Below are 22,263 nucleotides of genomic sequence, written 5' to 3'. Positions count from 1 at the left end.
CGGTGGGACGGGGCGGGCACCACGGGTGAGGGGCGATCATGGCGTGTTCTGTCCGACGGTGCCGGAAAACCGGTTGCTACGAACGACTGCGGAGAGCAAACCTTGCAGCTCCGAGCGCTCGTTCCGAACGATCTGGGACCCCATGCAGATTCGCGATCTCCCCTTTCCCGATCCGGGCATTCCGGACGTCCGGTCAGGACTCAGGTTCCTGTTCTGGCTGGGCAGGCGGCAGCTCCGCGGCCAGCTGAAGTGCCTCGCCTGGGGCATGGCGCACTTCGTCTGCGTGATGGCACTGCCGTACGGGGTCGGTCTCGCCGTGCAGGCCGTGGTGGATCGCTCCGGCTCCGGGCTGGCCCGCGCGGGCGGGCTCATCGCGCTCGCCACGATCGGCACCGCGATCGGCGACACCATGCTGCACCGGGCGGCCGTGACCAATTGGATCACCGCCGCGGCCCGGGTGCAGCAACTGCTGGCCCGAAAGACCGCCGAGCTGGGCTCCGCGCTGACCCGGCGGGTGGCGGCTGGTGAGGTCGTCGCCGTGTCCACCGGAGACGTCGAGAAGATCGGCTGGTTCGTGGAGGCGGTGTCACGGTTCCTCGCGGCGGCCCTGACCCTCCTCCTCGTCTGTGCGGCGCTGCTGGTGTACCAGCCGGCACTCGGTGTCGTGGTCGCCCTCGGCGTCCCGGTACTGGCGCTCGGTGTGCTCCCGCTGCTGCCCCGGGCCACTCGGCTCGCGGACGTCCAGCGGGAGAAGGCGGGCCGGGCCACCGAGCTGGCTTCGGACACGGTCGCCGGTCTGCGCGTGCTGCGCGGCATCGGCGGCGAGGAGCTGTTCCTCACGCGCTACCGGCTGGCTTCGCAGGAGGTGCGCAGGGCGGCCGTGCGCAGCGCCCGGATGTGGTCGCTGATCTCGGCGCTGCAGGTGCTGCTGCCGGGGCTGCTGCTGGTCGGCGTCGTCTGGTACGGCCTCGGGCTGGTCGGCGAAGGACGCATCGGCGTGGGCGAACTGGTCACCGTGTACAGCGCGGTGATGCTGCTGACGTATCCGCTGCGCAACGTCGAGGAGATCTCCATGGCCTACTCGTTCTCCCGGCCGTCGGCGCGCAGGGCAGCGCGCGTGCTCTCGCTCGAGCGCGTGACGGCCGGGGCAGGGGGCACACCGGACGGGGCGCTCACGGGCGATCTGTACGACCCGGTCACGGGGCTCCTCGCCCCGGGCGGGCTGTTGACCGCCGTGGTGTGTGGTGATCCCGACGCGGCGGGTCGGATGGCGGAACGCCTCGGCGGCCATCCGGCGGAGCCGGACGGCGTCCCGTCCGTCCTGCTGGGCGGGGTGGCGCTCGACGACCTGCCCCTGTCCGCCGCGCGGTCGGCGGTGCTGGTCCAGGACAAGGACCCGGTGCTGTTGTCGGGACGGCTGACCGAGCTGCTCGACGTGCCTTCCTCGGGGGTCGTTCCCGCCTCGGTCGCACTGGCCGCGGCCGAGTGCGGCGATGTGCTCGACGCGCTCGCGCAGGCCTCGCCGGAAGGCGATCCGATGACCGCGGCCATCACCGAACGCGGCCGGTCGCTGTCCGGCGGGCAGCGACAGCGGCTCGCACTGGCCCGCTCGCTGGTCGCCGATCCGGAGGTGCTGGTGCTCGACGAGCCGACCTCGGCGGTCGACGCCCACACGGAAGCCCGGATCGCCGACGGCCTGCAGGAGGTGCGCACGGGCCGCACGACCGTCGTGTTCACGTCCTCCCCGCTGCTGCTCGACCGTGCCGACCGGGTGGTGCTGGTCCACGAGGGCGCGGTCACGGCCGTCGGCCGGCACCGCGAACTGCTGCGCGGCGAGCCCCGGTACCGGGCGGTCGTGACCCGGGATCCCCACGTGGAACAACTGTCCGCGAGGTCGGAACGAGCAGCCCTGGAACGGGACGTGGACGGGACCGCCGTCGACGCGGTCGACTTCGAGGAGACGGCATGATCGGTGTGGCACCCCCGCAGTACGACCCGGCGGCTCCCCGTGCGGCGGCGACCCTGCCGGTGGGTTCGCCGACGACCGTGCGGTCGTACGTGCGCGAGTTGCTGCGGCGGCACCGCCGTGCCTTCGTCCTGCTGATCGGGGTCAACACGGTCGCCGTCGTGGCGTCGATGGTGGGTCCCTGGCTGCTCGGATCGCTGGTGGAGGGCGCCGCCGACGGTGTGCAGGAGCTCCGTCTCGGACGCGCCGTCGCCGTATTCGGAGCGGCCCTGCTGGTCCAGGCCGTGTTCGTCCGACTGGTGCGGCTGCGCGGTGCGGTGCTCGGCGAACGGATGCTGGCGGACCTGCGCGAGGACTTCCTCGTGCGGTCGGTGGCGCTGCCGCCCGGGGTGCTGGAGCGGGCCGGTACGGGAGACCTGCTGTCCCGTATCACCACGGACATCGACCGGCTGGCCAATGCCATGCGCGAGGCTGTCCCGCAGCTGACGATCGGCGTGTTGTGGATCGTGCTGCTGCTCGGTGGGCTGACCGTCACCGCCCCGCCGCTGGCGCCCACGGTCCTGGTGGCCGTCCCGGTCCTGGTGGTCGGGTGCCGTTGGTACTTCAAGCGGGCGCCGTCGGCGTACCGTTCGGAAGCCGCGGGGTACGCGGCCGTCGCTTCGGTGCTCGCCGAAACGGTCGACGCCGGGCGGACGGTGGAGGCGCACCGGCTGGGCGCACGTCGGGTGGCCCTGTCGGACCAGCGGATCAAGGAGTGGACGGCCTGGGAGCGCTACACGCTGTGGCTGCGGTCCGTGCTCTTCCCCGTCATCAACGCCACGCACGCGACGGTGCTCGGTTCGGTCCTGATGATCGGCGGCGTGTTCGTCCTGCAGGGCTGGATCAGCATCGGTCAGCTCACGACGGGCGCGCTGCTGGCCCAGATGATGGTCGACCCGGTGAACCTGATCCTGCGCTGGTACGACGAGCTCCAGGTGGCGCAGGTGTCACTGGCGCGACTGGTGGGCGTCCGGGAGGTCGCACCGGACGCCGGTGACGGGCGGGTGCGGCCCGAGGGTCGCGCGGTCCGCGCGGACGAGGTGCGCTTCGGCTACCGAGACGGCGTCGACGTGCTCCACCGGATCTCGCTGGACGTCGCGCCGGGCACCCGGCTGGCGCTGGTCGGGCCGTCCGGCGCGGGCAAGTCGACGCTGGGACGGCTCCTCGCGGGGATCTACGCCCCGCGGGCCGGTCGGGTCACCCTCGGGTCCGCCGAGCTGTCCCGGATGCCCGCGGAGCGGGTGCGTGCGCACGTGGCGCTGGTGAACCAGGAGCACCACGTCTTCGTCGGCTCGCTGCGTGACAACCTGCTGCTCGCGCGGACGGGGGCCGGGGACGCGGAGCTGTGGGCGGCGCTCGGCGCGGTGGAGGCGGACGGCTGGGCGCGGGCGCTGGACGGCGGCCTCGACACCGAGGTCGGCTCCGGTGGTCAGGCGCTGACGCCTGCTCAGGCCCAGCAGGTCGCGCTGGCACGGCTGGTCCTCGCCGACCCGCACACCCTGGTGCTCGACGAGGCGACGTCGTTGTTGGATCCGCGTGCCGCCCGGCACCTGGAGCGCTCGCTGGCCCGCGTCCTCGACGGAAGGACGGTCGTGGCGATCGCCCACCGACTGCACACTGCGCACGACGCCGACGTCATCGCGGTCGTCGAGAACGGGCGCATCAGCGAATGGGGCAGTCACACCGAGCTGGTGGCGGCGGGCGGGGCGTACGCGGCGCTGTGGAGGTCTTGGCACGGTTAGGCCCGACGACGCACAGGGGACGGCGCCTCGGGAGGGAGGCCGCCGTCCCCGACGAGGAGGGCGCGGGAACGCCGCACACGGTCGGCGACGGCAGCCGACTCACCCGGCGCCGCGGCTCGAGGGCGCAGCACCGGGCACCGTCCTGGCAACACCGGGCATCGTCCTGAGCGAGTGGCCCGCTCTGTCCTGGGGTGCTCGGGGCTCGAGGGCCCGGACGACCGCACGACGTACGGGGGACGCGGACGCCCCTTCGGCACTCCGGGGTCGTCCACCCGGCGCCGACCGCTTCAGATCACGTTGAGCGCCGCTACTCCGCCCACTCCCCCGAGCAACATGAACACCGGCATCAGCACCTTCAGCTCCACCCAGCTCCCGGCCCTGAAACGCATGCCCTTCGGAGGGCCCACCGGGTGCCAGCGCTTGTTGCCGACCGGGATCGGCCACAGTATCGGGCAACCGGAGACGGTGATCGCGTCACCGATGTCGTGCACCAGGGCACCGAGGACCACCGGCAGGCCGAGCCAGAGGTACTCCTGGCCGGGACCGGTGAACAACCACCCGGCACCACCGCCCGGTTTGTCCAATATGTCGGCCAGGATCCAGGCGCTCGTCGCACCGAGCAGCCACACGAGCACATCACTGCTGACCCTGGCGGCCCGCCACAGCAGGCCCTCCACCGCGAGCACGAGGTGCACGAAGAGGATCGCGAGGACCGCCCAACGACCGCCGACCAAAGCCAGTGCCGACGTTCCCGAACCGATCAGCACGGCCCACAGCCAGGTGTGGGTGAGCGTGCGGTGGCCGCCAGTCCTCCGCTTGTCGCCCGGCTTCTTCGTCGCCTTGTAGACCGCGTACGAGAGCTTGTCGACGACCTCGCACAGTCCGCGCGAGACCGGCCCGAAGGCGCGGGAGATCGTCGCGGCCTTGTGGTCCAGGTCCGGCGCGAGCGCCGCACCCGCGGAGATCAGTGCTCCGACGACGAGGACGGGCCACGGCATCGGATGCCCCGCGGCGGCGGCCGCCGCACCCACCCCCAGCCAGGCTGCCGCCCCGGACAGGGAGTGTGCCGGTCCCATCATGCTCGTTCCCGCCCCATCTGCTGTTTCCCACGAACCAGTTGACGGGACAGCGTAGCGGTAGCGATCTTCGGGCGGGCAGCCGGTTCCCGGTCCGTGCCGGAAGCCAGGCAAGATGGGGGCGTGACCCTCATCGATCAGCTCCCGCCGGACGCCGACCCCGACACCCTCTTCGAAGCCTTCTCGTCCTGGGCGCAGGACCGGGGGATCTCGCTCTACCCGGCCCAGGAGGAGGCACTGATCGAAGTGGTCTCCGGGGCCAACGTGATCCTCTCCACCCCCACAGGGTCCGGAAAGAGCCTGGTCGCGGCGGGTGCGCACTTCGCAGCGCTGGCCCGCGACGAGGTCACGTTCTACACGGCGCCGATCAAGGCACTGGTCTCGGAGAAGTTCTTCGACCTCTGCAAGCTGTTCGGCACCGAGAACGTCGGCATGCTCACCGGGGACGCCTCCGTCAACGCGGACGCGCCCGTCATCTGCTGCACCGCGGAGGTGCTGGCCTCCATCGCGCTGCGTGACGGCAAGGACGCGGACATCGGCCAGGTCGTGATGGACGAGTTCCACTTCTACGCGGAGCAGGACCGCGGCTGGGCCTGGCAGATCCCGCTGCTCGAGCTGCCGCAGGCACAGTTCGTGCTGATGTCGGCGACGCTCGGTGACGTCTCGATGTTCGAGAAGGACCTGACCCGTCGCACCGGGCGCGACACGGCCGTCGTGCGCTCGGCCACCCGCCCGGTACCGCTGTCGTACGAGTACCGCACGACGCCGATCACCGAAACGCTGACCGAGCTGCTGGAGACCAAGCAGGCCCCGGTCTACATCGTGCACTTCACCCAGGCGCAGGCGGTCGAACGGGCACAGTCGCTGATGAGCATCAACATGTGCACCCGCGAGGAGAAGGACCAGATCGCCGAACTGATCGGAAACTTCCGCTTCACCACCAAGTTCGGCCGCAACCTCTCCCGTTACGTCCGGCACGGGATCGGGGTGCACCACGCCGGTATGCTGCCGAAGTACCGTCGGCTCGTGGAGAAGCTCGCGCAGGCCGGCCTGCTGAAGGTCATCTGCGGTACGGACACGCTGGGCGTCGGAGTCAACGTCCCCATCCGCACGGTGCTGTTCACCGCCCTCACCAAGTACGACGGCAACCGGGTGCGAGTCCTGCGTTCCCGCGAGTTCCACCAGATCGCGGGCCGTGCGGGACGGGCCGGCTTCGACACCGCCGGATTCGTCGTCGCCCAGGCACCCGAACACGTCATCGAGAACGAGAAGGCCCTGGCCAAGGCCGGGGACGACCCCAAGAAGAAGCGGAAGGTGGTCCGCAAGAAGGCTCCGGAGGGCTTCGTCGGCTGGACGCAGAATTCCTTCGAGAAGCTCATCGCCTCCGATCCGGAGCCGCTGACCTCCCGCTTCAAGGTCACCCACGCCATGCTGCTGTCGGTGATCGCCCGCCCGGGCAACGCCTTCGACGCGATGCGCACGCTGCTGGAGGACAATCACGAGCCGCGCAGGCAGCAGCTGAAGCACATCCGCAGGGCCATCGCGATCTACCGCTCCCTCCTCGACGGCGGCATCGTGGAGCGGCTCGAAACGCCCGACGCCCAGGGCCGGATCGTCCGCCTCACCGTCGACTTCCAGCAGGACTTCGCACTGAACCAGGCGCTGTCCACCTTCGCCCTCGCGGCCTTCGACCTGCTGGACCCGGAATCCCCTTCGTACGCCCTCGACATGGTGTCCGTGGTCGAGTCGACGCTGGACGACCCCCGTCAGATCCTGGCGGCCCAGCAGAACAAGGCCCGCGGCGAGGCGGTCGGCGCGATGAAGGCGGACGGGGTGGAGTACGAAGAGCGCATGGAGCGGCTCCAGGACATCTCCTACCCGAAGCCGCTGGAGGAGCTCCTGTGGCACGCGTACAACCTCTACCGGAAGTCGCACCCCTGGGTCGGTGACCATCCGGTGTCGCCGAAGGCCGTCATCCGCGACATGTACGAGCGGGCGCTGTCCTTCACGGAGTTCACGTCCTTCTACGAGCTGGCCCGTACCGAGGGCATCGTGCTGCGGTACCTGGCGAGCGCCTACAAGGCCCTGGACCACACCATCCCGGACGACCAGAAGACCGAGGACCTCCAGGACCTGATCGCCTGGCTGGGTGAGATGGTCCGGCAGGTCGACTCCAGCCTCCTGGACGAGTGGGAACAGCTGGCCAATCCCGAGGTGGAGACCGCGGAGGAGGCCCAGGAGAAGGCCGACCAGGTCAAGCCGGTCACGGCGAACGCCCGTGCGTTCCGGGTGTTGGTGCGCAACGCGATGTTCCGCCGCGTGGAGCTGGCCGCGCTCGACCACGTCGCCGAGCTGGGCGAGTTGGACGGGGAGTCCGGGTGGGGCGAGGACGCCTGGGGCGAGGCGATGGACGCGTACTGGGACGAGTACGACGACCTGGGCACCGGTCCTGACGCCCGCGGGCCGAAGCTCCTGTCCATCGAGGAGGACCCGGAGCACGGGTTGTGGCGGGTGCGGCAGACGTTCGCCGACCCCGAGGGCGACCATGACTGGGGCATCAGCGCGGAGGTCGACCTGGCGGCATCCGACGAAGAGGGCAGGGCTGTCGTCCGGGTCACATCGGTCGGACATTGGTGAAAGGACGGACCATGACCAATCCCGCCGAGCGGCTCGTCGACCTGCTCGACCTGGAGCAGATCGAGGTCAACATCTTCCGCGGGCTGAGTCCCGACGAATCGCTGCAGCGGGTTTTCGGCGGGCAGGTGGCGGGACAGGCCCTGGTCGCGGCGGGCAGGACGGTCGACGGTGCACGTCCGGTCCATTCCCTGCACGCGTACTTCCTGCGGCCCGGGCGGCCCGGCGTGCCGATCGTCTACCAGGTCGAACGGGTCAGGGACGGCCGGTCGTTCACGACCCGGCGGGTCACCGCCGTCCAGCAGGGCCGCACGATCTTCAATCTGACGGCGTCGTTCCACCAGCCGGAGGAGGCGGGGTTCGATCACCAGTTGCCGCCGCGGCTGGACTTCCCCGCCCCGGAAACGCTGCCGACGCTATCGGACGAGATCCGCGAGCACTTGGGGGCGCTTCCGGAGACGCTGGAGCGGATGGCGCGCCGGCAGCCCTTCGACATCCGGTACGTCGACCGACTCCGCTGGACCCCGGAAGAGGTCAAGGACGCCGATCCACGCAGTGCGGTGTGGATGCGCGCGGTGGGACCGCTGGGCGACGACCCGCTGGTGCACACGTGCGCGCTGACGTACGCCTCCGACATGACCCTCCTGGACGCGGTCCGCATCCCGGTCGAGCCGCTCTGGGGGCGGCGGGGCTTCGACATGGCGTCTCTGGACCACGCGATGTGGTTCCACCGGCCGTTCCGGGCGGACGAGTGGTTCCTGTACGACCAGGAGTCCCCGGTCGCCGCGGGCGGCCGGGGACTGGCGCGCGGCCGGATCTACGACCGGCGTGGCCGGTTGCTCGTCTCGGTCGTGCAGGAGGGACTCTTCCGCAGGCTGGGCGGCTGAGCGCCCGGCCCGCGTCGCCCTTACTTCTTCAGCGGCTGGAGGCAGAGCACGAACTTCTCGGAGCCGTACTGCTGCGCGAGGGCGTCCTCGTTCGCACCGCAGGAGTTGGTGTCGAAGGTGTTCTCCACGACCTTGCTCACCTTGTAGTTGGCGTCCTTGTCGCCGCAGTCCTTCGTCTTGACGTCGGGGTCGTTCTCCGACCCGGTGACGGAGACGCACTCGCCGGCCTCGGCGTGGACCGGGCCGTTGAAGGCGTAGCCGATGCCGAACTTCACCACGGCGGCGATGATGAGGAGGGCGACCACGCCGATGATCTTCTTGACCTTGCCCTTCTTGGCGGGCGCCGGCTCCGGGGCTGCGCCCGGCATCGGCTGCCCCTGCGGGAAGTTCGGGTCCTGCGGGGCGGCGGGGGGCGTGGGTGCGGTCATGTACGGCATCCTCGGGATCGCGATCTGATTCGAACGCGCGCACGCTACACGAAGAATAAGAGACACATAAACACGAGGCACGAAGGAGTCCCAGATGTCCCTGTATGAACTTCCGCTGCGCACCCTCACCGGTGACGAGACATCATTCGGCGACCACCGCGGCAAGGTGGTGCTCGTCGTGAACGTCGCGTCCCGCTGCGGCCTCACACCGCAGTACGAGGGTCTGGAACGGCTGCAGAAGAGCTACGGCGAGCGGGGTTTCACGGTGCTCGGCGTACCCTGCAACCAGTTCGCCGGCCAGGAGCCCGGCAGCGCGGAGGACATCGGCACGTTCTGCTCGGCGACCTACGGCGTCACCTTCCCGCTGCTGGAGAAGGCGGAGGTGAACGGGGAGCACCGACACCCGCTCTACACCGAGTTGACCCGGTTCGCGGACGCCGACGGCGAGGCCGGTGACGTCCAGTGGAACTTCGAGAAGTTCCTCGTTTCGCCGGAGGGCGAGGTCGTGGGCAGGTTCCGGCCGCGCGTGGAGCCGGAGGCCCCGGAGCTCGTCGCGGAGATCGAGGCCCGGCTGCCCGTCTGAGCCGTGGCCTGCGGGTGCGCCGGTCCTGCGTTGGACCGGCGCGCCCGTCGTTGCGTCAGCGGATCGGCACGCCGGCCAGCGTGCGGGCTATCACCAGGCGCTGGATCTCGCTGGTGCCTTCGAAGATGGTGTAGATGGCGGCGTCCCGGTGCATGCGCTCCACGGGGTACTCCCGGGTGAAGCCGTTGCCTCCGAGGATCTGGACGGCTTGGGCCGTGACCTTCTTGGCCACCTCACTGGCGAACAGCTTGGACATCGACCCCTCGGCGGCCGTGAAGGGCTTGCCGCTCACCGCCATCCAGGAGGCTCGCCACACCAACAACCGGGCGGCGTCGATCTGCGTACGCATGTCGGCCAGCTGGAAGGCGACGCCCTGGTTGTCGACGATCGGGCGGCCGAACTGGCGGCGCTCCTTGGCGTACTCGAGCGCGTAGTCGTACGCGGCCCGCGCGGTGCCGACGGCCATGGCCCCGACCGCGGGGCGGGACGCCTCGAAGGTGGCCATGGCGGCGTTCTTCGTACCCGCACCGCCCGACTTGGCGTTCTCACGGGCGCGCGCGAGCCGCTCGTCGAGCTTCTCCTTGCCGCCGAGGAGGCAGTGGCCGGGGACGCGGACGTCCTCCAGGACGACCTCGGCGGTGTGCGAGGCGCGGATGCCGTGCTTCTTGAACTTCTGCCCCTGCGAGAGGCCCGGCGTGTTCGGGGGCACGATGAAGGAGGCGTGCCCCTTGGTGCCGAGTGTGGGGTCGACCACGGCGACGACGACGTGGACGCCTGCGATCCCGCCGTTGGTCGCCCAGGTCTTGGTCCCGTTCAGGACCCATTCGTCCTTGGATTCGTCGTAGACGGCGCGGGTGCGCATCGATCCCACGTCGGACCCGGCGTCGGGCTCGGACGAGCAGAACGCCGCGACCTTCACGTCGTTGACGTCGCCGTACATCTGGGGGATCCAGGTGCCGATCTGCTCCTCGGTGCCGTTGGCGAGGACCCCGACGGCGGCCAGGCCGGTGCCGACGATGGAGAGGGCGATGCCGGCGTCCCCCCAGAAGAGCTCCTCCAGGGCCACCGGGATGCCGAGCCCCGTGGGGTCGAAGTACTGCTGGGCATAGAAGTCCAGCGAGTAGATGCCGACCTTCGCGGCCTCCTGGATGACCGGCCAGGGCGTCTCCTCGCGCTCGTCCCACTCCGCGGCGGCCGGGCGGATCACATCCCTGGCGAATCCGTGCAGCCAGTCCCGGACCTGCTTCTGATCGTCGTTGAGATCGAGCGCGAACTCGGTCATGTCCCCTCCTGAAGTGCTTGCCCCACGCTTGTTACTGGCGGTAACCGCAGTCTGTTACTGGTTAGTAGGCCGTGTCAACCATCCCCCCTGCACCCCACGACCATCCCCTGCGGAGTGTTACGTTTCGCTGGCCTCACGGATATCGCACGGGCGGGGAGACACCTATGGAGACCACCACTCAGCAGACCGAGCAGCAGCGGTCGGCCGACCAGCGGCGGCGGGAGCTGCTCGAAGCAGCGGACCGCGTGGTGCTCCGGGAGGGCCCGAAGGCCTCCATGAACGCCATCGCCGCCGAGGCCGGCATCACCAAGCCGATCCTCTACCGCCACTTCGGCGACAAGAGCGGCTTGTACCGTGCCCTCGCCAAGCGCCACACGGACGGCCTGCTGGCCGCTCTGCGCAACGCGATCGACGCCAGCGTCGACCGGCGCGAGCGGGTCGAGCACACACTGGACACCTACCTCGCGGCCATCGAGGCCCGCCCGCAGGTCTACCGCTTCCTCATGCACCCCGCCGAGGACTCCCAGCAGTCCGAGCAGGGCTTCGACGTCGGCCGCCACTCCGTCCCGTTGCTCCGCCGACTCGGCGAAGAACTCGCCACGGTCATCGCCGAACGGGTGGACCTCGGTCCCGGCGGCGACGAACTGGCCCGGATCTGGGGCCACGGCATCGTCGGCATGATGCACGGTGCGGGCGACTGGTGGCTCGGCGAACGCCCTTGCACACGCGCCCAGCTGGTCACCAGCCTGGCGGACCTGCTGTGGGGCAGACTCTCCCTGGCGGAGGACCGCCCGGGAAGCCCCGGGTTCTGACCTGGGGCCCGAGCCCGTGGCGGGGACCGGACGCGCGTCGCCGCGCGCACCGGGTCAAAGTCCCGCGATCGCGGGCGGATCCGGCGGTTCCCGACCGGGGAAGGCCGACGTGGACTACGCGCGGGGGTGCGGCGGCGGGACGTCCGCGCCGCGCCCCCAGGGCGTGCGGCGGACCGCTCGCACCGCGCGGGCACGCCGCCAACCCGTGACCCGGTCCAGGTACACGCCTCCCTCGAGGTGGTCGCACTCGTGCTGCAGGCACCGTGCGAAGAATCCCGTAGCGTCCACCCGTACCGGCTCGCCGTCCGACGTCACTCCCTCGACCACCGCGTGGTCGAACCGCGGCGTGCCCGCCTCGACGCCGGGGAGCGACAGGCACCCCTCGGACCCCCGCACGGTGATGCCGTCCGCGGTGACCAGTCGCGGGTTGACCACGTGCCCGAGATGGCGGACGTCATCGTCATCGGGGCAGTCGTAGACGAACGCCCGCAGTGGGACGCCGATCTGGTTCGCCGCCAGACCCACACCCTGGGCCGCGTACATCGTCGCGAACATGTCCTCGATGAGCCTCGCCAGCGACGGACCGAAGTCCGTGACGGGTTCACAGGGCGTGTGCAGCACGGGATCTCCGAGCAGGCTCATGGCTCGTACGAGTCCGGAACTGCCGGGGATCGGCCGGTTTCGCATGGCGGTAAGGGTACGTTCCCGGAACCTGCGCGATGACCTCCTGCTTTTACGACGGGTCCGCCGTTCGGGCTGCTGGCCGGATCTCGATAGGCTGAGCCCCGACCGACGCAAGGAGGATCAAGGACGATGGCAGGACAGCCTGGCAACACAGAGCCGCTGTCGCCACGGGCGAAGCTGGCCGTGACGGCGGGCAAGGCTGCGGCGGCAGTGTCGCGCGCGGCGGGGCGCGGCAGCGGATCGGTGATCGGCGGTCGGGTGGCACTCAAGCTCGACCCGGACCTGCTGAGCGCGCTGGCACAGCACCTCGACGTCGTCCTGGTGTCGGCGACGAACGGCAAGACCACCACCACGCGCCTCATTGCCGAAGCGCTGCGCGCGAGCGGCCCGGTCGTGTCGAACGCCCTGGGCGCGAACATGCCGGCGGGCATCACCTCGGCCCTGGCCGGCGGCTCGGACGCGAGGTACGGCGTGATCGAGGTGGACGAGAAGTACCTGGCCGGCGTCGCCCGCGACACCACTCCCAAGGCCATCGCGCTGCTCAACCTCTCCCGCGACCAATTGGACCGGGCGGCGGAGACCCGGATGCTCGCGGAGAAGTGGCGCGAGGGCCTGGCCGGCACCAAGGCCGTCGTCGTGGCCAACGCGGACGACCCGCTGATCGTGTGGGCCGCGTCCTCCTCCCCCAACGTCGTCTGGGTCGCCGCCGGCCAGGAGTGGAAGGACGACGCATGGTCCTGTCCCGCCTGCGGCGGCGTCATGCAGCGGCCCGGCGACGACTGGTTCTGCGGGGAGTGCGGCTTCCGCAGGCCCGCGGTGAGCTGGGCGCTCAACGGTGACCACGTGCTCGATCCGCACGGCTCCGCGTGGCCGATCCACCTGCAACTCCCGGGCCGGGCCAACAAGGCGAACGCGGCGACGTCCGCGGCGGTCGCCGCGGTCTTCGGGGTCCCCCCGCAGGTCGCCCTGGAGCGCATGTACCAGGTGCAGGCGGTGGCCGGCCGCTACGACGTCGTGTCGTTCCTCGGCCGCGACGTACGCCTGCTGCTGGCGAAGAACCCGGCCGGCTGGCTCGAGACGTTCTCGCTGATCGACCCGCCGCCGACCCCGGTGATCCTCTCCGTCAACGCCCGGGGCGCGGACGGCACCGACACCTCCTGGCTGTGGGACGTCGACTACACCCGCCTCGCCGGCCACCCGATCTTCGTGATCGGCGACCGCAGGCTGGACCTGGCGGTGCGGCTGGAGGTCGCGGGCTTGGACTTCCGGGTCTGCGACACCGTCGAAGAGGCCGTGCAGCTCGCCCCACCCGGACGGATCGAGCTCATCGCCAACTACACCGCCTTCCAGGACGTACGCCGCCGCGTCGGCAACTGATCGCAGAGGAATCGAGCATGAGCGACAGCAGTCTGCGCCTGGTCTGGGTCTACCCGGACCTGCTCAGCACGTACGGGGACCAGGGCAACGCCCTGGTCGTGGAGCGCCGGGCCCGCCAGCGCGGCCTCGACGTCATGCGCGTCGACGTGCGCAGTGACCAGCCGGTGCCGACCTCCGGCGACATCTATCTGATCGGCGGCGGGGAGGACCGACCGCAACGGCTCGCGGCGGAGCGGCTGCGCCGTGACGGCGGCCTCAGTCGAGCCGCGTCCAACGGTGCGATCATCTTCTCGGTCTGTGCCGGTTACCAGATCCTCGGCCACGAGTTCATCAACGACCTCGGCGAGCGCGAGCCCGGGCTCGGTCTGATCGACGTCGTCTCCACCCGGGGCGAGGGCGAGCGCTGCGTGGGCGACGTCCTCGCGGACATCGATCCGCGTCTCGGCCTGCCCCAGCTCACCGGCTTCGAGAACCACCAGGGCATCACCCACCTCGGGCCGACGGCCCGTCCGTTCGCCCGCACCGTCTTCGGCAGGGGCAACGGCACCGGCGACGGCACCGAGGGCGCGTACAACGACACCGTCTTCGGTACGTACATGCACGGTCCCGTGATGGCCCGCAACCCGCAGATCGCGGACCTGCTGCTGAAGCTGGCGCTCGACGTGAACGCGCTGCCGCCGACGGACGACCGGTGGTACGAGGCGCTGCGCGCGGAGCGGATCGCGGCGGCCACCGAGGCGACCGGCTGACGGCCCGGTCCGTCCCGCGGGCCCGTTCGTACGAATCTACGGTGTCCACGGTGCGGACATCCGGTTCGGTCCCCACCGCCTTGCGCCGGTAGGGTGGCGGGGATCCAACCGGACGACGTGGTCCGGTCGTCGGCCCACGTTTGCAAAGGTATTCGGGCTATGCGCATTGGTGTTCTCACCTCCGGCGGCGACTGCCCCGGTCTGAACGCGGTCATCCGCTCCGTCGTGCACCGAGCCGTCGTCGACCACGGCGACGAGGTCATCGGCTTCCACGACGGCTGGAAGGGCCTGCTGGAGGGCGACTACCGCAAGCTCGACCTGGACGCCGTCGGCGGCATCCTCGCCCGCGGCGGCACGATCCTCGGCTCGTCCCGCGTGCAGCCGGCGCACCTCGTCGACGGTGTCGAGCGCGCCAAGGGCCACGTCGCCGAGCTCGGGCTGGACGCGATCATCCCCATCGGCGGTGAAGGCACGCTCAAGGCGGCCAACCTCCTCTCCCAGGCGGGCCTGCCGATCGTCGGGGTGCCGAAGACCATCGACAACGACATCGCGTCGACCGACGTGACCTTCGGTTTCGACACCGCCGTCGGTGTCGCGACGGACGCGCTGGACCGGCTGAAGACCACCGCCGAATCGCACCAGCGGGTGCTGATCGTCGAGGTCATGGGTCGCCACACGGGGTGGATCGCGCTGCACTCCGGCATGGCCGCGGGTGCCCACGCCATCGTCGTGCCGGAGCGCCCCTTCGACATCGACGAGCTGTCCAAGCGGGTCGGTGAGCGGTTCGAGGCGGGCAAGCGGTTCGCGATCGTCGTGGTCGCCGAGGGCGCGAAGCCGCGCGAGGGGTCCATGGACTTCGACGAGGGCGGCAAGGACATGTACGGCCACGAGCGCTTCGCCGGTGTCGCGCGGCAGCTCTCCGTCGAGCTGGAGCAGCGGCTCGGCAAGGAGGCCCGCCCGGTGATCCTCGGCCACGTCCAGCGCGGCGGTACGCCGACCGCGTACGACCGGGTGCTCGCCACCCGGTTCGGCTGGCACGCGGTGGAGGCCGCGCACCGCGGCGAGTTCGGCATGATGACGGCCCTGCGCGGCACGGACATCACCATGGTGCCGCTGGCGCAGGCCGTGGAGACGCTGAAGACCGTGCCCGCCGAGCGGTACGCCGAGGCCGAGTGCGTCCTCTGAACCTGGAGCATGAGAAGGGAACCGCCCCCGGTCGATGCGTCGGCCGGGGGCGGTTCTAGTCTTGTGCGGACAACAACCGCGAATCAGGACGCTCCAGGAGTACGCAGATGGATCACAGCGGGCACGGCGACCACGGGATGCCGATGGAGCTGCCGCCGTTCACGCTGGGGCGTGGCCTGGAGTTCTCCGCGGATCCGTTCTTCCTCGTCGCCTGCCTCCTCGGCCTCGGGCTCTACGGATGGGCCGTCGTCCGGCTCCGCCGGCGCGGCGACGCCTGGCCGGCTGGCCGGACCGTATCCTTCACGGTCGGCGTCCTGACCGTCGCCCTGGTCATGTGCACCAAGTTGAACGACTACGGCATGGTCATGTTCAGCGTGCACATGGTGCAGCACATGGTGATCAGCATGCTTTCGCCGATCCTGCTGCTTCTTGGCGCCCCGGTGACCTTGGCGCTGCGGGCGCTGCCGGTGGCGGGTCGCGGACGCAGGGGGCCGCGCGAGCTGCTGCTGACCCTGCTGCACAGCCGCTACCTGCAGGTGATCACGCACCCGGCGTTCACGATCCCGTTGTTCATCGCCAGCCTGTACGCGCTGTACTTCACCCCGCTCTTCGACTTCCTGATGGGATCCAAGGCCGGGCACATCGGGATGATGGTGCACTTCCTCGCCGTCGGACTGGTCTTCTTCTGGCCGATCATGGGCGTCGACCCCGGTCCGCACCGCCCGGGATACGTGATGCGGATGCTGGAGCTCTTCGCCGGCATGCCGTTCCACGCGTTCTTCGGCATCGCGCTGATGATGGCGAGCGAGCCGATGGTGAAGACCTACGCGAACCCACCGGCCTCCCTCGGGATCGACGCGCTGTCCGACCAGAACGCCGCGGGCGGCATTGCCTGGGCCTTCAGCGAGATCCCGTCCGTCCTGGTGTTGATCGCGCTGGTGTACCAGTGGTACCGCTCCGAGCAGCGCCAGGCCGTCCGCAAGGACCGTGCCGCCGACCGGGACGGCGACAAGGAGCTGGAGGCGTACAACGCGTACCTCGCCTCGCTCCAGGCTCGCGGACGGTAGGAGCCGCCGCCCCGGACGCGTGGGAGCCGCCGCCCCGGACGCGTGGGAGCCGCCGCCCCGGACGCGTGGGGGTTCGCCGGCCCCAGGCCACCGACCGTGCCCCCGCGGGGGCCCCTGTTCGAGCGGGCGGCAGCGCACCGCTCCCGGGCACCTCGTTCGCACGCGGTCCGGCACACGCGCCCGCGCACGGGAGTGGCGCCCTGCCCGGTCCAGGGGTCACGATGGCTGCACGGCCCCGGTCGCGGCCCCCCGCCTCGGCGCCGGCCCGGAGGAGGACGCGTATGTCCGGTTCCACGAAGGCGATGGGCATGATCACCGTCGTGGCCCTGGTGGTCGTGACCGCCTACACGGTCGCGCTCGGCAGCAACGGCTGGCTGTGGTTCGGCTGGGTGGTGCTCGGCCTGGTGACGCTCGGGTTGTTGGTGTCCAAACCCACGTGACCGGCCCGGTCGCGTGGAGTCCAAGCCACGTGACCGGCCCGGTCGGCGCGCGGGCCGCCGGAAGCGGGCGGCTCCGGGGCGTGGCGTGCGCCGCGGACGCGGCACCCCGCCCCACCCGCGGGAGGAGGCGAGGCCCCTGCGTCCTCAGAAGGCCTGCGGGTACCGGAAGAGCCGCCCGGGGTCGTAGGTCCTCTTGACCTGGGCGAGCCGATCGGCGTTCGCCCCGTAGTACGCACGGCGCCAGTCCCTCAGCTTCGGGTCCGTGTAGTTCTGGTACGCCTGGCCGCTCGCCCAGGGCCGCATCGCCGCGTGCGTGCCGTCGAGCCAGGCCTCGTGGCGCGCCACGGTGGTCGGGGAGGCACTGTCCGGCCAGGAGACGATGTACTGGGCCAGGAACAGGGCGTTCCGGTGGACGAAGGCCGTGTCCGAGGCCCGGACGCGTCCCACCGCGCCGCCGAGGGCGTCCAGGGCGATGCTGCCCGCGCCACCGCCGCTGACCTGGGCCAGCCGCTCCACCCGGGCGAGCAGCGCCTGGATCCCGTCGGCCGGTACGGCCCTGGTGTAGAAGTCCGAGCGCGCCGCGTACGACTCGCGCTCCACCCGGCCCTGCGGGGTGGTGCCGGGCAGGCTGCCCTTCTGGTGCGCCTCCGGGATCGTGAAGCCCGAGACGCCGCCCATCACCTTCATCGCGTCCATGAACGGCCGGGTGCGTACGGACACCGACCGGGCCGGGGCGCCGACGGCGTCGGCGAGGCGGTCGAGATGGTTCTCGAGGTCGGCCCGGCCGCCCAGCGACAGTCCTCCGACGCGGACCGATCCGGGCCGACCGCCGACCGGAGCGGACAGGTGCAGATTGGCCCAGATCGCGTCCGGTGCGGTGGGCGCCCATCGCTGCCACTCGCGTACCACCGCAGCTGCTCTGGCCCACGGCCAGCTCAGGAAGAACGTCGTGCACTGCGGCGCGGCGTGGGTTCGGAATCGCAGTTCGGTGACCACGCCGAACTGGGCGTTGCCTCCGCCGCGCAGGGCCCAGAAGAGGTCGGGGTCCCTGTGCGCGTCCACGTTCCTCATGCGTCCGTCGGCGGTGACGATGCGGGCGCCGACGACGCTGTCGCTCGTCAGTCCGTAGGCACGGCTCACCACGCCGATCCCTCCGCCGAGGGCAAGCCCGGAGACGCCCACGGTGGGACACGACCCGGCGGGCACGGTCCGGCCGCGTGCGGTCAACCGGTCGTAGACGTCGATCAGTTTGGCGCCGGCGCCGATCGTCGCGGTGGTTCCCGAGAGCGATACGGACGCCATCTTCTGCACGTCGACGATCAGCCCGGGCCCGGAAGACCAGCCCGCGTAGCTGTGGCCGCCGCTGCGGACGGCGACGGGGACCTGGTGCCTGCGCGCGAAGTCCAGGCAACTCCTGACGTCCTCGGGCCTGGCGCAGTACGCGATTCCGGCCGGGCGCACCCCGTCGAAGCGGGGGTTGAAGAGCTTCCGCGCACTGTCGTAGGTGCCTCCCCCCGGCCGGACCAGCGTTCCGTCGAGACCGCGACCCAGTGCCGCCCAGTCGGCGGCGCGGGCCGGTCCGGCCGGCCGCCCGGGCGCCGCGGTGGCACCCGCGGCCCATGCGCCCCCGGCCACGCCCGCTCCGACGGCGATGCCCGCGCCCAGCAGTCGTCGACGGGTCAGCCGGGTCCGCCCGTCGGCACTCGTCCCCGTGCCCGCCCCGTCGCCACGTCGCTCTGCCGTCCCCGTCGTGTCTTCCATGGTCCGTCCTCGCTCCGGTTGCCGTCCGAGGGGGAGGATGGGGAGAAGGCGGTCAGGGGTTCCGGCGACGTACGGAGGCATTACTGATGGTCCGTCATGTCCGCCGCGACCTCTTCCGCCACGTGCACTCCCCCGTCGGGGGCGTCTCGGCACGCGTCCGATCTGACGTGGTTACAGATACTGCGCCCTGCCCCTACACTGACGCTCTTCGAAGTGCCGTGACCTGGAAGAACGCGGCCCCGGAGCCGATCCGGGAGAGTGGGAGAATGCGTGTTCTACTACGTGCTCAAATACGTCCTCCTGGGGCCCCTCCTGCGCTTGCTCTTCCGGCCCAGGATCGAAGGGCTCGAACACGTTCCGGACGAGGGCGCAGCGATCATCGCCGGCAACCACCTGTCGTTCTCGGACCACTTCCTGATGCCTGCGATCCTGAAGCGACGGATCACCTTCCTCGCCAAGGCGGAGTACTTCACGGGCCCGGGCGTCAAGGGCCGTCTGACTGCCGCGTTCTTCCGTAGCGCCGGGCAGATCCCGGTGGACCGGTCCGGCAAGGACGCGGGCCGGGCGGCGATCCGCGAGGGCCTCGGAGTGTTGCGGAAGGGCGAGTTGCTGGGCATCTACCCGGAGGGCACGCGCTCCCACGACGGACGGCTCTACAAGGGGAAGGTCGGGGTCGCCGTGATGGCTCTGACCGCGCAGGTGCCGGTGGTGCCCTGCGCGATGGTGGGGACGTTCGAGATCCAGCCGCCGGGGCAGGTGCTGCCGAAGATCAAGCGGGTGACGATCCGCTTCGGGAAGCCGCTGGACTTCTCGCGCTACGCCGGGTTGGAGAACGAGAAGGCGGTCCTGCGGGCGGTGACCGACGAGATCATGTACGAGGTCCTCGCGCTGTCCGGGCAGGAGTACGTCGACGAGTACGCGGCCAAGGTGAAGGCCGCGCAGGCCGGGGAGCAGCAGCCGAGGCGGTTCCGCCGGCTGCCCCGCTGACCGCGGGCGGGACCGGGCGGGGCCCAAGGCGCGGTCCCCGGCCCCGCCCGTCACGACCGTCCGCGTCAGGGCGTCGGGGTGGCGTGCGGTGCGCACGCCGTGTCGTGCGGGTCCAGCGCGCCGCTCAGCAGGTAGGCCTCGACCTTGCCGTTGATGCACGGGTTCTGCAGGTTGGTGATGCCGTGCGAACCGGCGTCCCGTTCGGTGACGAGTCGCGACCCCTTGAACCGCTCGTGCAGTTCCAGAGCCCCTTGGTAGGGGGTGGCCGCGTCTCGCTCGGACTGCACCAGGAGCACCGGCGGCAGCTCCTTGCCCGTGCCGATGCGGAGCGGCTGCTGCCGCGGCGCGGGCCAGGTAGCGCACGGGAGGTTGAGCCAGGCGTTGGCCCAGGTGAAGAACGGGTACCTGGTGTGCAGTCGGGTGTTGTCCCGGTTCCACGTCGCCCAGTCGGTCGGCCAGGGCGCGTCCGCGCACTCGACCGCCGTGTACACGGCCGTGCCGTTCTCGGCGGCGGCGTTGCCCACGGTGTCGTCCGGATGCGGCCCCGCGGCGTCGACGAGCACCTCGGTGTCGCCGGCCGCGTACGCGCTCCAGACCTGGGCGACGGCTGCCCACCGGCTGTCGTAGTACGGCGCGGCCTGGAAGAAGTTCACCAACTCCGCGGGGCCGACGACCCCGCCGATCGGCTCCCTCTTGGCGTCGGCGCGCAGTTCCTCCCACTGGCGGCGCACCTCCGCCTCCGTGTCACCGAGGTGGTAGACGGCGTCGTGGGAGGCGACCCACCGCATCCAGTCGGCGAGTCGTGCCTCGAAGGCGACGTCCTGGTCGAGGTTGACGCCGTACCAGATCTTGTCGGTCCGCGGGTTGACGATGCTGTCCATGACCATGCGGCGGACGTGGGACGGGAAGAGCGTGCCGTAGACAGCGCCCAGGTAGGTGCCGTAGGAGACACCGAGGTAGTTCAGCTTCCGCTCACCGAGGGCCGCGCGGATCACGTCCAGGTCGCGGGCGGTGTTGAGGGTGTTCATGTGCGGCAGGAGGCCGCCGCTGCGTTCGGCGCAGCCGGCGGCGTACTCCGCGGCGAGCTTGCGCTGCGCCAGTTTGTCGGCCTCGGAGTCCGGGACCGGGTCGGGCTTGGGTGCCTTGATGGCGTCCTGCGGATCGACGCAGGACAGGGGCGACGAGTGGCCGACCCCCCGTGGGTCGAAGCCCACGAAGTCGTACGCCTTGGCGGTCCTGGCCCAGATGGCGTTGTTTGTGGTCACCCGGCGCGGGAAACGGAGTCCCGAACCGCCGGGGCCTCCGGGGTTGTAGACGAGGGCGCCCTGGCGCTCGTCGGCAGCGCCGGTGGCAGCGACCCGGTCGACGGCGAGGCGGATCTGCCGGCCGTCGGGACGTGCGTAGTCGAGCGGGACGCTCACCCAACCGCACTGGACGGGCTTCTCGAGGCCCCAGTCGGCCGGGCAGTCCGCCCAGGAGATGCCCTGCTGGGCCGCCCGTCCGGCGGCTACCGCAACCCCGTGGTCCTCGGGCACCTGCCCCAGGACCGATTCGGCGGCCACCGGGGGCGCGGCGACCACCCCTGCCGTGAGCGTGCCTGCGATCAGAGTCCCTGCGATCAGAGTGCCGGCCGAGCCGAGCACCGCTGTGCGTCTCACGTTTCTCCCCCTCGTGTGCGCGCCGCCCGCCACGGTGGCGCGGGTCGTGGTCCGTCTGCAGGATCCTTTCGTCAGGGCGCGGGGGGCGATAGTCCGCACTCGTGTTTCTTTGCCGAACCCATAGGCGGTTACCGGTGTCCGCTCAGCGGTACCCGGTCAGTTCGACGGGAGGACGCACCGCGCCCCGTCCAGCATGCCGCGCAGCCGAAGCGCGTCCGGGGCGACGGCCGTGACCAGCACGGCCGGTCCGGCGAGCGGTGTGAGGGCGGCGCTGTCGCCGAGCAGTCGGGGCTCGACGGGATGGCGCGCGAAGTCCGGGTCCACCACGAGGAGTTGACCGACCGCACGATACTCGCCGAGGACGGCACCACCGTCCCACCCGCCGGGGGCGCCGGGGCCGTAACCGAGTTCCTGGTCCAGCAGGGGGCGTCCGGCACGGTGCACGGTGAGGCGGGTGGCGAGCGTTCCGGACGCCTCCCCGTGCCTGCCGAGGACCTGTTCCTCGCGCAGCACCAACCGTGCGGTGGGGGCGAGTTCCACGCGCGTGGTGGCGCGCAGCTCGCTACCGCGGGCACAGACGAGCGGTTCGGGCAGCCAGCGCAGTTCGGCGCCCTCGCCGACGGTCAGCGCGAGGTCGTACGTCGCGGCTGCGGGCGTGCGGCCGGGCAGCGCCACGGTCGCGGCCGCCGTATCCACGTGCAGCCGGGCTCCGGCCCGCACGTCCGCCTCGACGGCCAGCCGGTCGCCGTTCAAGGGTGCGCTCATGGCACCCACGACGGTGACCCGGGTGTACGGGCCCGCCGCCCGCGTTCGGCGGAGCGCGAGCGGACCCGAGCTCTCGAGGACGGGCAGTCCGCCGTCGCGGGTGGCGACGATGCGTGCGGTGGCCTGGACGCTCACGGGGCG

19 protein-coding genes are annotated in these 22,263 nt (G+C 71.0%); 12 read left to right on the top strand and 7 right to left on the bottom strand.

The window, feature by feature from the left end:
- The first annotated feature begins 142 nt into the window (after window positions 1-142).
- Both ACFXOM_RS23825 and ACFXOM_RS23820 read left to right on the top strand, forming a co-directional pair.
- Window positions 143-1,969 carry an ABC transporter transmembrane domain-containing protein gene (locus ACFXOM_RS23825; RefSeq protein WP_384934745.1) on the top strand — a complete coding sequence of 609 codons (1,827 nt, stop codon included), beginning with the start codon at window positions 143-145 and terminating at the stop codon, window positions 1,967-1,969.
- A complete protein-coding gene (locus tag ACFXOM_RS23820) occupies window positions 1,966-3,747 on the top strand; it encodes an ABC transporter ATP-binding protein (RefSeq protein WP_384934742.1) in 1,782 nt (593 codons plus the stop codon). Before ACFXOM_RS23825 ends, ACFXOM_RS23820 begins: the two co-directional genes overlap by 4 nt.
- 287 nt (window positions 3,748-4,034) lie before the next feature.
- Here ACFXOM_RS23820 and ACFXOM_RS23815 read toward each other — a convergent pair whose 3' ends face one another.
- Window positions 4,035-4,826, bottom strand: coding sequence for a metal-dependent hydrolase (locus tag ACFXOM_RS23815; RefSeq protein ID WP_384934739.1), 792 nt, complete (start codon window positions 4,824-4,826; stop codon window positions 4,035-4,037).
- Window positions 4,827-4,946: 120 nt separating this feature from the next.
- Here ACFXOM_RS23815 and ACFXOM_RS23810 point away from each other — a divergent pair, with 120 nt between their 5' ends.
- Both ACFXOM_RS23810 and ACFXOM_RS23805 read left to right on the top strand, forming a co-directional pair.
- Window positions 4,947-7,460 carry a DEAD/DEAH box helicase gene (locus ACFXOM_RS23810; RefSeq protein WP_384934737.1) on the top strand — a complete coding sequence of 838 codons (2,514 nt, stop codon included), beginning with the start codon at window positions 4,947-4,949 and terminating at the stop codon, window positions 7,458-7,460.
- Between the two features lie 11 nt (window positions 7,461-7,471).
- Entirely contained in the window at window positions 7,472-8,344 is an 873-nt protein-coding gene (locus ACFXOM_RS23805) for an acyl-CoA thioesterase (protein ID WP_384934734.1), read from the top strand.
- 20 nt (window positions 8,345-8,364) lie between these two features.
- Here ACFXOM_RS23805 and ACFXOM_RS23800 read toward each other — a convergent pair whose 3' ends face one another.
- Complete coding sequence (locus tag ACFXOM_RS23800; protein WP_384934732.1) at window positions 8,365-8,772, bottom strand: hypothetical protein; 408 nt, start codon at window positions 8,770-8,772, stop codon at window positions 8,365-8,367.
- 94 nt (window positions 8,773-8,866) lie between these two features.
- Between ACFXOM_RS23800 and ACFXOM_RS23795 the strand changes: the two genes are divergently transcribed.
- On the top strand, window positions 8,867-9,355 hold the full coding sequence (locus ACFXOM_RS23795; RefSeq protein ID WP_384934730.1) for a glutathione peroxidase: 489 nt from the start codon (window positions 8,867-8,869) through the stop codon (window positions 9,353-9,355).
- 55 nt (window positions 9,356-9,410) lie between these two features.
- Here ACFXOM_RS23795 and ACFXOM_RS23790 read toward each other — a convergent pair whose 3' ends face one another.
- The gene (locus ACFXOM_RS23790; protein WP_384934727.1) at window positions 9,411-10,637 is read right to left on the bottom strand and encodes an acyl-CoA dehydrogenase family protein; all 1,227 of its coding nucleotides are present in this window, start codon (window positions 10,635-10,637) and stop codon (window positions 9,411-9,413) included.
- Window positions 10,638-10,801: 164 nt separating this feature from the next.
- Between ACFXOM_RS23790 and ACFXOM_RS23785 the strand changes: the two genes are divergently transcribed.
- On the top strand, window positions 10,802-11,449 hold the full coding sequence (locus ACFXOM_RS23785) for a TetR family transcriptional regulator (protein ID WP_384934724.1): 648 nt from the start codon (window positions 10,802-10,804) through the stop codon (window positions 11,447-11,449).
- Between the two features lie 114 nt (window positions 11,450-11,563).
- On the opposite strand, the gene def is transcribed toward ACFXOM_RS23785, so the two are convergent.
- Window positions 11,564-12,136, bottom strand: a complete 573-nt coding sequence (gene def / locus ACFXOM_RS23780) for a peptide deformylase (protein WP_384945169.1) — start codon at window positions 12,134-12,136, stop codon at window positions 11,564-11,566.
- A 126-nt stretch (window positions 12,137-12,262) separates the two neighbouring features.
- On the opposite strand from def, the gene ACFXOM_RS23775 reads away from it, so the two are divergent.
- From ACFXOM_RS23775 to ACFXOM_RS23755, 5 genes are all read left to right on the top strand, one after another.
- On the top strand, window positions 12,263-13,510 hold the full coding sequence (locus tag ACFXOM_RS23775; RefSeq protein WP_384934719.1) for a MurT ligase domain-containing protein: 1,248 nt from the start codon (window positions 12,263-12,265) through the stop codon (window positions 13,508-13,510).
- Between the two features lie 17 nt (window positions 13,511-13,527).
- The gene (locus ACFXOM_RS23770; protein ID WP_384934716.1) at window positions 13,528-14,259 is read left to right on the top strand and encodes a type 1 glutamine amidotransferase; all 732 of its coding nucleotides are present in this window, start codon (window positions 13,528-13,530) and stop codon (window positions 14,257-14,259) included.
- Window positions 14,260-14,418: 159 nt separating this feature from the next.
- On the top strand, window positions 14,419-15,444 hold the full coding sequence (locus tag ACFXOM_RS23765; protein ID WP_384934713.1) for a 6-phosphofructokinase: 1,026 nt from the start codon (window positions 14,419-14,421) through the stop codon (window positions 15,442-15,444).
- Window positions 15,445-15,551: 107 nt separating this feature from the next.
- The gene (locus ACFXOM_RS23760; RefSeq protein ID WP_384934711.1) at window positions 15,552-16,511 is read left to right on the top strand and encodes a cytochrome c oxidase assembly protein; all 960 of its coding nucleotides are present in this window, start codon (window positions 15,552-15,554) and stop codon (window positions 16,509-16,511) included.
- 281 nt (window positions 16,512-16,792) lie between these two features.
- On the top strand, window positions 16,793-16,951 hold the full coding sequence (locus ACFXOM_RS23755) for a hypothetical protein (RefSeq protein WP_384934708.1): 159 nt from the start codon (window positions 16,793-16,795) through the stop codon (window positions 16,949-16,951).
- Window positions 16,952-17,095: 144 nt separating this feature from the next.
- Here the strand turns inward: ACFXOM_RS23755 and ACFXOM_RS23750 are convergent, their stop codons facing one another.
- Window positions 17,096-18,712: an FAD-binding oxidoreductase gene (locus ACFXOM_RS23750; RefSeq protein ID WP_385039146.1), complete on the bottom strand. Its 1,617-nt coding sequence runs from the start codon at window positions 18,710-18,712 to the stop codon at window positions 17,096-17,098.
- Window positions 18,713-18,982: 270 nt separating this feature from the next.
- Between ACFXOM_RS23750 and ACFXOM_RS23745 the strand changes: the two genes are divergently transcribed.
- Complete coding sequence (locus ACFXOM_RS23745; protein ID WP_384945167.1) at window positions 18,983-19,699, top strand: lysophospholipid acyltransferase family protein; 717 nt, start codon at window positions 18,983-18,985, stop codon at window positions 19,697-19,699.
- A 65-nt stretch (window positions 19,700-19,764) separates the two neighbouring features.
- Here ACFXOM_RS23745 and ACFXOM_RS23740 read toward each other — a convergent pair whose 3' ends face one another.
- Window positions 19,765-21,357 (bottom strand): alpha/beta hydrolase, encoded by a 1,593-nt coding sequence (locus ACFXOM_RS23740; protein ID WP_384934702.1) that lies wholly within the window; start codon window positions 21,355-21,357, stop codon window positions 19,765-19,767.
- A gap of 156 nt (window positions 21,358-21,513) precedes the next feature.
- Entirely contained in the window at window positions 21,514-22,257 is a 744-nt protein-coding gene (locus ACFXOM_RS23735; protein WP_384934699.1) for an urease accessory protein UreD, read from the bottom strand.
- Window positions 22,258-22,263: the final 6 nt, after the last annotated feature.

Origin of the sequence: Streptomyces sp. NPDC059169 (assembly GCF_042755225.1) — a bacterium.
Taxonomy (GTDB): Bacteria; Actinomycetota; Actinomycetes; order Streptomycetales; family Streptomycetaceae; genus Streptomyces.
Note: the sequence above shows the minus strand (reverse complement) of the source record. Positions and strands in the feature narration are given on the sequence as shown.